This window comes from Mesorhizobium sp. M1A.F.Ca.IN.020.06.1.1, assembly GCF_004023265.1.
Classification (GTDB): Bacteria; Pseudomonadota; Alphaproteobacteria; order Rhizobiales; family Rhizobiaceae; genus Mesorhizobium.
Genome location: NZ_RZSR01000119.1, coordinates 1 through 9,325 on the forward strand (window position 1 = coordinate 1; position 9,325 = coordinate 9,325).

At 63.9% G+C, this 9,325-nt stretch carries 8 protein-coding genes and 1 pseudogene; 4 read left to right on the plus strand and 5 right to left on the minus strand.

All coding sequences use genetic code 11. The features are described 5' to 3' along the window. The 3 genes and pseudogenes from EOA60_RS07950 to EOA60_RS07960 all read left to right on the plus strand — a co-directional run. Positions 1 to 189 (plus strand): annotated as a pseudogene (locus EOA60_RS07950) (glutamine synthetase); the annotation flags it as partial. Positions 190 to 278: 89 nt separating this feature from the next. Next, entirely contained in the window at positions 279 to 1,514 is a 1,236-nt protein-coding gene (locus tag EOA60_RS07955; RefSeq protein WP_127335545.1) for a putative DNA modification/repair radical SAM protein, read from the plus strand. A gap of 2 nt (positions 1,515 to 1,516) precedes the next feature. Further along, positions 1,517 to 2,983, plus strand: coding sequence for a UdgX family uracil-DNA binding protein (locus EOA60_RS07960; protein WP_127335546.1), 1,467 nt, complete (start codon positions 1,517 to 1,519; stop codon positions 2,981 to 2,983). 291 nt (positions 2,984 to 3,274) lie between these two features. Here EOA60_RS07960 and EOA60_RS07965 read toward each other — a convergent pair whose 3' ends face one another. The 4 genes from EOA60_RS07965 to EOA60_RS07980 form a co-directional block, all read right to left on the minus strand. Continuing rightward, positions 3,275 to 4,534, minus strand: a complete 1,260-nt coding sequence (locus EOA60_RS07965) for a glycerate kinase (protein ID WP_095824364.1) — start codon at positions 4,532 to 4,534, stop codon at positions 3,275 to 3,277. Then, the gene (locus EOA60_RS07970) at positions 4,531 to 5,034 is read right to left on the minus strand and encodes a heme-degrading domain-containing protein (RefSeq protein WP_067324128.1); all 504 of its coding nucleotides are present in this window, start codon (positions 5,032 to 5,034) and stop codon (positions 4,531 to 4,533) included. The genes EOA60_RS07965 and EOA60_RS07970 overlap by 4 nt, the downstream gene beginning before the upstream one ends. Before the next feature lie 75 nt (positions 5,035 to 5,109). Then, the gene (gene guaD / locus EOA60_RS07975) at positions 5,110 to 6,423 is read right to left on the minus strand and encodes a guanine deaminase (protein ID WP_095824365.1); all 1,314 of its coding nucleotides are present in this window, start codon (positions 6,421 to 6,423) and stop codon (positions 5,110 to 5,112) included. Between the two features lie 2 nt (positions 6,424 to 6,425). Further along, the gene (locus EOA60_RS07980; RefSeq protein ID WP_067324124.1) at positions 6,426 to 7,652 is read right to left on the minus strand and encodes a urate hydroxylase PuuD; all 1,227 of its coding nucleotides are present in this window, start codon (positions 7,650 to 7,652) and stop codon (positions 6,426 to 6,428) included. A 152-nt stretch (positions 7,653 to 7,804) separates the two neighbouring features. On the opposite strand from EOA60_RS07980, the gene EOA60_RS07985 reads away from it, so the two are divergent. Beyond that, positions 7,805 to 8,725: a LysR family transcriptional regulator gene (locus EOA60_RS07985; protein WP_095824366.1), complete on the plus strand. Its 921-nt coding sequence runs from the start codon at positions 7,805 to 7,807 to the stop codon at positions 8,723 to 8,725. Positions 8,726 to 8,762: 37 nt separating this feature from the next. Here the strand turns inward: EOA60_RS07985 and EOA60_RS07990 are convergent. Next, positions 8,763 to 9,325 (minus strand): PhzF family phenazine biosynthesis protein (locus tag EOA60_RS07990; RefSeq protein ID WP_164899229.1); only part of this gene is annotated, 563 nt, incomplete at its 5' end.

Here is a 9,325-nt window from a genome sequence, read left to right on the forward strand (position 1 = left end):
ACGGAAGCCTCCGCCATGCCGACCGATTGGCGCGCCGCGATCGAGGCGGCACGTGGCTCCGAATTCCTGAAATCGGCGCTCGGTCCCGACCTGCACCGGACCTTCGTGGCGATCAAGCAGGCGGAATATCTGCGCGTCGCACGCACCGTCAGCGAACTCGACTACCACCTCTACCTCCACGAGGTCTGAGGACTTGGCCTCGCAGACGGAGTGATCACGTTTCGCCGCGACACTCAAAAGTTATAGCCAGGCGACTTTCTGGAACATATCATGAACGCATGGCTGTGATTTCCGTCCGCGAGAAACTGGCGATCCTGTCCGACGCCGCCAAATACGACGCCTCCTGCGCATCGTCCGGTTCGGCGAAACGCGATTCGCTGAAAACAGGCGGCATCGGTTCGACCGAGGGCTCGGGCATCTGCCATTCCTATGCGCCGGACGGGCGCTGCATTTCGCTGCTGAAGATCCTGCTCACCAATTTCTGCATTTACGACTGCAGCTATTGCATCAACCGGTCCTCCTCGAATGTGCGGCGAACCCGCTTCAGCGTCGACGAGGTGGTGCGGCTCACCATGGATTTTTATCGCCGCAACTACATCGAGGGTCTGTTCCTGTCCTCCGGCGTCATCCGCTCGCCGGACGAGACGATGGGCGAGATGGTCGAGGTGGCGCGACGGCTCAGGATCGAGGAGAAATTCGGCGGCTATATTCACCTCAAGACCATTCCCGAAGCGTCAGCCGAACTGATCGAAAAAGCAGGCCGTTATGCCGATCGCCTGTCGATCAATGTCGAGCTGCCGACCGACGAAGGGGTGAAGAAGCTGGCCCCGGAAAAGAAGCCGGAAACGATCCGGCTTTCCATGGCCAAGCTGCGCTGCAAGATCGAAGAGAAGGCCGAACCAACGTTGCAGAGCCGCAAACGCGAGCGCATTGCGCCGGGCGGCCAGTCGACGCAGATGATTGTCGGCGCCGACAAAACGTCCGACGACGGCATCCTGCGCGCCAGCGCCCGGCTTTATGGCAGCTATCATCTGCGCCGCGTCTATTATTCCGCCTTCAGTCCGATCCCGGATTCGTCTGCGGCGCTGCCGTTGCAGAAGCCGCCCTTGATGCGCGAGCACCGGCTTTACCAGGCGGACTGGCTGATGCGCTTCTACGGCTTCTCGCAGCCTGAAATCCTGGCCGGCAGCAATGACGGCATGCTCGACCTTGCCATCGATCCCAAACTTGCCTGGGCGCTGCGCAACCGCGGCCGGTTCCCGGTCGACGTCAATCGCGCCGATCGGGAGGCGCTGCTGCGTGTGCCGGGGTTGGGCACCAAGGTGGTCGACAGGATTCTGCAGACGCGCCGCCATCGCCGGCTGCGTCTCGAAGATGTCGGACGGCTCTGCCAATCGGTCGCCAAGGTACGCCCCTTCATCACTGCGGAAGGCTGGTCACCAGGCGCGCTCACCGACAAGTCGGGCTTGCGCCAGATCATCACCCGATCTTGCGAGCAGCTTTCGCTGTTTTGACCATGGCACGGACCCAGCTCAGCCTCGCATCTCATCTCGCCCGTCTCGAGAGCGAGACCGATTTCGCCGGTTGGCGCGATGCGGCGCGCCGGCTGGCCACGAATGATATTCCGCCGGAAGAGGTGGCTTGGCAGGTTGGCCACGACGATGATGATCGCGGCAACGATTTGCCGGCTTGCCGACAGGATGCGCGCCTTGTCGTGCCGCGCGAGTTCATCGAACGTGCAGAGACGGTCATCTGTCATTCGGACCCCGAGCGTTTTGATTTCCTCTATCGGTTGCTCTGGCGGTTGCGCGTCGAACCGAAGCTGCTGTCGATCGCTTCCGACCCGGATACCCGTAAGCTCGAGTCCATGGAAAAGGCGGTTTGGCGCGACATTCACAAGATGCGCGCCTTCGTGCGCTTCCGGAAGATCGGCGACGGCGCGGAAGAACGTTATGTCGCCTGGTTCGAACCCGACCATTTCATCGTCGAGCGCAATGCCGATTTCTTTGTGCGCCGCTTCGCCGGCATGCGCTGGACGATTCTCACGCCGCACGCCTCGGCCGAATGGGACGGCAAGCGGCTGGCGATCGGCCCAGGCGCCAGCAAGCGCGACGCGCCGGCCGAAGACGACGCCGAGACGCTGTGGCGGACCTATTTCGAGAATATCTTCAACCCGGCCCGCCTCAAGGTGAAGGCGATGCAGAAGGAGATGCCGAAGAAATATTGGCGGAACCTTCCCGAGGCCTCGCTCATTCCAGACCTGATAGCAGGAGCGGACAGAGCCGCGACAGCCATGATCGCCCGGATGCCAACCTCCCCAGCGCCGCGCCACGCCAAAGTGAAGGCAAAACACTGGCCTTCGCCGGAGCCGGCGGATGTGGTGGAGCCCGAAAGTACGGATATTCCGGCATTGCGCGAAGAGGCGAGCGGTTGCCGGCGTTGCCCGCTCTGGCGCGATGCCACGCAAACCGTGTTCGGCGAGGGACCGGAGAATGCCGACGTGGTGTTTGTCGGAGAGCAGCCCGGCGACCAAGAGGACCTTGCCGGCAAGCCGTTCGTCGGGCCCGCGGGCAAGGTGTTCGACAGCATTTTGGACCAGGCCGAGATCGACCGCCGCAAGGTCTATGTGACCAATGCGGTGAAGCATTTCAAGTTCGAGCCGCGCGGCAAGAGGCGGATCCATTCAAAGCCCAATGCCGGCGAAATTCGTGCCTGCCGCTGGTGGCTCGACAAGGAACTCGACATCATCAAGCCAAATCTTGCGGTGGCGCTCGGCGCGACAGCAGCGCAGTCGCTGCTCGGCAAGGCGGTGCCGATCACCAGGATGCGCGGCGACGTCATCCAGCGCGAGGACGGCTTGCGCGTCTTTGTCACCATCCATCCCTCCTTCATCCTGCGCATCCGCGAGCATGAGGACAAGGAGGCCGAGAGGGAGCGGTTTCTCACCGATATGAGGAAGGTGAAGCAGCTGATGGCTGCTTGACCGATCTGCGCGCCTGAACGGGACCTTGCGCTTGACGGATGCTGTTGTACGAGTCGTGCGACTGGGGAGAATTGGGCGAGATGCCCGTCGCCTCGTCATCCACGGGCGAAGCAAGGAGCGGAGCGACGCGCGCAGACCTGAGGATCATTCCGTTACCTGCAGGCGTCGCAACGATGCACAATTCTGCTCCGCTGCATTCCATGCCCGAGGTCACGGAATGGATTCCAGGGTCTCCGCGACGGAGCTTCGCTCCTGCTTCGCCGTGGAATGACGACTTCAGCGTTTATTGCGCTACCGGACGAGTATCGCCCTTAGATCATTGACGTTGGTCCCGGTCGGACCGGGCACGAACAGATCGCCGACCGCGTTGAAGGCGCTCCAGGCATTGTTGCCGGCAAGCATGGCCTTGGCATCGACGCCTGCGGCACGCATGCGCGCCACGGTCGCGCCGTCGGCGAAGGCGCCGGCATTGTCCTCGGAGCCGTCGATGCCGTCGGTGTCCGCGGCCAAAGCATGAATGCCGCTGAGCCCATCGATGCCGATGGCGAAGGCAAGCAGGAATTCGGAATTGCGGCCGCCCTTGCCTTTCGCCCGCAGCGTCACCGTCGTCTCACCGCCGGACAGGATCAGCATCGGCTTCTCGAAAGGCCGGTTGCGGGTCGCCACCTCGCGGGCAATCGCGGCATGCACGCCGCCGACCTCGCGCGCCTCGCCCTCGATCGAATCCGACAGGATGACGGCCTCGAGGCCTTGCCGCTTCGCTTCGGCGGCCGCGGCTTCCAGCGAGACGCCGGCCGAAGCGATGAGATGCACTTCATTGCCGGCAAAGCGCGGATCGTCTGAGTGTGGCGCATCGGCTGCGGGAGACTGAATATGCGCCATGACCGCATCCGGCAGGCACATGCCGTAGGCGGCGATCGACGCCAGCGCATCCGCGCGGCTGCCGGTGTCGGGGACGGTCGGCCCCGAGGCCACCAGCGCCGGATTGTCGCCGGGAATGTCGGAGACGACCAGCGATACGACCCGGGCCGGATGTGCGGCGCCGGCCAGCCGTCCGCCCTTTATGGTCGAGACGTGCTTGCGGATGGTGTTCATCGCCGCGATCGGCGCGCCGGAAGCGAGCAGCGCCTCGTTGACGGCGATCTCGTCGGCAAGAGTCAGGCCGGGAGCGGGCGACGGCAGCAGCGCCGAGCCGCCGCCCGAAATCAGCGCCACGACCAGATCGTCCGCGCTCAGTCCCCGCACCTTCTCCAACAGCCGACGCGAGGCTTCGAGGCCGGCGGCGTCCGGCACCGGGTGCGCCGCCTCGATGATCTCGATGCGCTCGCATCTGGCGCCATAGCCGTAGCGGGTCACGACCAGCCCATCGATCGGACCATCCCAGACCTTCTCGAAGGCCGCCGCCATCTGCGCCGAGCCCTTGCCGGCGCCGATAACGATGGTGCGGCCCTTCGGTTTTGCCGGCAAATGATTGCGGATCGTCTTTTCCGGATCGGCGGCGGCGACGGCGGCGTTGAAGATCGACGTAAGGAAAGTTTTTGGATCGGTCATTGCTCTTCCGGCGGCAACTTGAGCTTGCTCGCATCGACTCCGAGATGGGCGCAGAGCGCATCCACAACGACACCGTGGTCTTCTCGTTCGGGCAGACCGGAGACGGCGATGACGCCGATCACGCCTGCGCCCTTCACCGCGACGGGAAAGCCGCCGCCGGCCAGCACATAGTCGGCAATGTCGAGCGCTTCGCCGACCTTGAAGGTGCGGTCGGGTCGCTGCTGCTCCAGCACCATGCGATAGGTGCTTCTGAGATAGCGCTTGACGACATTGATCTTGCGCCGCGCCCAGTCGGGGTTGGAGGCGTTGGAGCCCGGCATAGCGGCGTAGAATAGCGGACGGTCGAAGGTCCTGATATCGACGATGATCGGCAAGTTTTCGTTGAGCGCCCGCTCCCTGATCGCCGCGCCTATCTGGAAGGCCACGGCCTCGTCGAAGGCCGGAAAGACCAGCGTGGCTTCCTGTTTCTTGATCAGAGCGATGTCGTCGGCGGCAGCCATGGCGTTTCCCCTGTCAATGTCGACGCACGCTTTGGCCGATGGCTGACGCGGGGTCAAGCGACGAGCACGTTTAATCTATGCGACAATCGCGCTCTTGGCCGGCCGGCCCGCCACATAGACCTCGCTCACGGCGCGGTCGTCGCCCAGCGTCTGCAGCAGGAAGAGCTCCTCCGCCAGGGTCTCCACCGTCTCCATCCTCAGCCGCATCGCCGGCGTGGCGTTGGCATCGAGCACGACGATGTCGGCATCCGTGCCTTCTTCCAGCGTGCCGACTTTTTCGGCGACAGACAGCGCCTCGGCATTGCCGCGCGTCAGCTGCCAGAAGGACTGGAAGGGGTTCAGCTTCTCGCCATTCAGCGCGATGACTTTGTAGCCCTCGTCCATGGTCCGCAGCATCGAATAGTTGGTGCCGCCGCCGACATCGCTGGCGGCAGCGATGCTGAGCGGCTTTTCGCGGCGGCGGTAGCGCTGGTAGTCGAACAGGCCGGAGCCAAGGAAGAGGTTGGAGGTCGGGCAGAACACCGCAACCGAACCCGATTGCGACAGCGCATCGGCTTCGCGCTCGGAAAGATGAATGCAGTGGCCGAAAAGGCTCTTTTTGCCCAGCAGGCCGTAATGCTCATAGACGTCGGTGTAGTCGCGCGACCAGGGGTAAAGCTCCTGGGTGAAGGCGATCTCGGCGTGGTTTTCCGACAGATGCGTCTGCATGTGGAGATCGGGATGCTCACGGCAGAGCGCGCCGGCCATCTCCATCTGCTCGGGCGAGGAGGTGATGGCGAAGCGCGGGGTGATGGCATAGAGCTGGCGGCCCTTGCCGTGCCATTCGGCAATCAGCGCCTTGCTGTCGTCATAGCCGGTCTGGGGCGTGTCCAGCACGCCCTCCGGCGCATTGCGGTCCATCATCACCTTGCCGGCGATGTTGAGCATATTGCGGTCGTGCGATTCGGCGAAGAAGGCTTCGGCCGACGATTTGTGCACCGAGCAATAGGCGACGACCGTCGTCGTGCCCTGGCGCAGCATCTCGTCGAGGAAGAGCCTGGCGATGCGGCGGCCATGCTGCGCGTTCGCGAATTTCGACTCCTCCGGAAAGGTGTATTTGTTCAGCCAGTCGAGCAGCTCGGCGCCGTAGGACGCGATGATCTGCATCTGCGGAACATGCACATGCGCATCAATGAAGCCCGGCAGGATGAGATGCGGGCGATGATCGATCGTCTCGACGCCGGCGCCGGCGCGCTTGGCGATCTCGGCATACGGACCGGCGGCAATGATCTTGCCGTCGTCGATCAGCAGCCCGCCATCCTCCTCGTAGCGCCAGGCGGAATGGTCGTCGATTGCTTCGGGCCAGCGCAGGAAGGAGAGCGTGCGGCCGCGCAGGAGTTTCGAGGTCATGCTTACTTTCCGGCGCCTTCGAACCAGGCCACCAAAAGGGCCCGTTCCTGGTCGGTTATCTGAGTGACGTTGGCGGGCGGCATGGCATGCGCGCGGCCGGCCTGGAGGTAGATCTCCCGGGCATGATCGGCGATGCGCGCGTCGGTGTCGAGCAACACGCCCTTCGGCGCATGGTAGATTCCTTCATAGGCCGGCTCTTCGGTATGGCACATCGAGCAACGGCCGAGCACGGTGTCGCGCACGGCCGGAAAATGCGCCGAGGCAATGTAGACCTGGGCAGCGGCGGATGCGGCGGAGGTCTTGGGCTCCGCTGTCAGCACCTTGGGCACGGTCGACAGCCAGATGACGATCATGAACAGCACGGCGGCACCCAGCCAGGTCCAGGTCGGGTTCCCCTTCCTCGCGTGCACGGTGTTGAAATAGTGCCGGATCAGCACGCCGATGATGAAGACCAGCGAGGCGATGACCCAGTTGAACTGCGTGCCGAAGGCCAGCGGGTAGTGGTTCGACAGCATCAGAAACAGCACCGGCAAGGTCAGGTAGTTGTTGTGCAGCGAGCGCTGCTTGGCAATCTTGCCGTATTTCGGGTCCGGCTTGCGGCCGGCGATCAGGTCGGCGACGACGATCTTCTGGTTGGGGATGATGACCATGAAGACATTGGCCGACATGATCGTGGCGGTGATGGCGCCGAGATGCAGGAAGGCGGCACGGCCGGTGAAGAGGTGGGTCAGCCCCCAGGCGATGAAGACCAGCACGCAGTAGAGTACCAGCATCAGGCCGGTATCGCTTTTGCCGAGCGGCGAGCGGCAGAGCAGGTCGTAGACGATCCAGCCGACGCCGATCGTTGCCAGCGACAAGAGGATGCCGACGGGCACCGAGATGTTGAGCACGTTGGGGTCGATCAGGAAGAGGTCGGCGCCGGCATAGTAGACCACGCAAAGCATGGCGAAGCCCGACAGCCAGGTGGCGTAGGATTCCCATTTGAACCAGGTCAGGTGCTCCGGCATCTCCGCCGGCGCCACGAGATATTTCTGGATGTGGTAGAAGCCGCCGCCATGCACCTGCCACTCCTCGCCGAAGGCGCCGGCGGGCAGGCCGGGACGCTGGCGCAGCCCGAGATCGAGGGCGACGAAATAGAAGGACGAGCCGATCCAGGCGATGCCGGTGATGACATGCAGCCAGCGGACGGCGAAGCTCAGCCAGTCCCAGAAAATCGCAAAATCCATCATCGAGTCGCCCCTGGGAAATCGTCCCTGCCGATCAGGCGACTTTACGGTCTGGAGCGCAAACGAAAAGAGGCGGGGCGCGCGATGACTTTCAAAAAAAAAATGGAAAATACTAGGGTCGTCCCACGCAGCCATTTGAGAGCCACGACCGTCGCATGGCCTATCTCGACAACATCGCCGTCTTCGTCCGCGTCGTCGAGCTCGGCAATCTGTCGGCAGCCGGGCGCGACATGCGCATCTCACCGGCGGTCGCCTCCAACCGCATCAAGGAGTTGGAGAAGCACCTCGGCGTGCGGCTGTTCAACCGCACCACGAGGCAGCTGATGCCGACCGAGCACGGCACCGTGTTCTACACCGGCGCCAAGCAGGTGCTGGACGCGATCACCGAGGCGGAGGCCGCGGTCGCAGCACTCTCCGGCCAGCCGCGCGGCACGATCAAGGTAACGGCGCCGCTCGGCCTCGGCCGGCGGCTGATCGCCTCGGGCATTCCGGATTTCCACGACAAATACCCCGATATCGAGGTGCGGCTGAGACTCTCCGACCACAATGTCGACATCATGAAGGAAGGCATCGACGTCGCCTTCCGGCTTGGCATCATCGAGGATTCCAGCCTTCGGATGCGCGGCATCATGGAATGCGAGCGCGTGCTGGTGGCGGCGCCGAAATACCTCGAGGCGCGCGGCGAGCCGGTCGAGCCGCAGGAACTGATCGGCAAGAAACATGATTGCCTGATGCTGCGCTATTCCGGCACGCGCGAATATGTCTGGACGCTGCAGACGCCGAACGGTCCGCAGAAATTCGAGGTGCATGGACCCTACGATACGGACGATGGCGATGTGCTGACAGGCTGGGCGCTGTCGGGGCGCGGCATCATCAACAAGCCGCGCTTCGAGGTCGAGCCGTTCATCCGCGATCAGCGGCTGAGAGTGATCCTGGCAAAGACGCCGCCGACGCCGGTGCAGTTCGCTGCCGTCTATCCGCACAAGAAGTTGCAGGATCCGAAGGTGCGCCTGCTGCTCGACTTCATGGCCGATCGCTGCCAGCGGCTGATCAAGGACATTCTTGCCGGTAGGTAGGGCTGGCGGGCACGCGCCTTCGCGTGGGTGACCACACTCAGTCTTCGTCCATCAGGCGGGCTGTGCCGGATACCCGGATCGAGCTGCCCGGGGTGGGCGGAATATCGGCATGCAGCCGCGAGCGCATGCCCATATCCTCGCCCTGAGCGATATTGATCGCGCCGCCATGTGCCCAGCCAATGTCGCGCAGATAGCCGGCAAAGGCGGCGGCGGCAGCGCCGGTCGCCGGATCCTCATAGACGCCGCCGGAAGCGAAGGGATTGCGCGTGTGGAAGAGACGCGGCGTTTCGGCATAGGCGAGCAGGATCGTTACCAGTCCCTCGCGCCGCATCAGGGCCCGGCCCTGTTTCAGGTCATAGGCCATGGCGGCGAGCGCCTTGCGCGACTTCAAGGCCAGCACCAGATGGTCGGCGCCGCCATGAATCAGCGCCGGCGGAATGGCGGGATCGAGATCGCCCGGCTGGTAACCGAACATGGCCAGGGTCTCGCCGGCCAGCTCCGACGGGGCCGGCCGGCTGCGCGTCGGCGGCGACTGCAGGGCGGCGGCAAAGTTGGCGCCGTCGCGAAACCCTTCGACGGTGATGGCGGCCTGATTCAGGA

What these genes read in the sequence shown, in the direction of transcription:
- EOA60_RS07970 (WP_067324128.1), bottom strand. Translation starts at nt 5,034, where the DNA reads ATGGCTGCCGCCGACGACATCGCTCTGATCAAGAAACAGGAAGCCACG.
- guaD (WP_095824365.1), bottom strand. Translation starts at nt 6,423, where the DNA reads ATGACCTCGAAACTCCTGCGCGGCCGCACGCTCTCCTTCCTGCGCTGG.
- EOA60_RS07980 (WP_067324124.1), bottom strand. Translation starts at nt 7,652, where the DNA reads ATGATGGATTTTGCGATTTTCTGGGACTGGCTGAGCTTCGCCGTCCGC.
- EOA60_RS07985 (WP_095824366.1), top strand. Translation starts at nt 7,805, where the DNA reads ATGGCCTATCTCGACAACATCGCCGTCTTCGTCCGCGTCGTCGAGCTC.
- EOA60_RS07965 (WP_095824364.1), bottom strand. Translation starts at nt 4,534, where the DNA reads ATGACCGATCCAAAAACTTTCCTTACGTCGATCTTCAACGCCGCCGTC.
- EOA60_RS07960 (WP_127335546.1), top strand. Translation starts at nt 1,517, where the DNA reads ATGGCACGGACCCAGCTCAGCCTCGCATCTCATCTCGCCCGTCTCGAG.
- EOA60_RS07955 (WP_127335545.1), top strand. Translation starts at nt 279, where the DNA reads ATGGCTGTGATTTCCGTCCGCGAGAAACTGGCGATCCTGTCCGACGCC.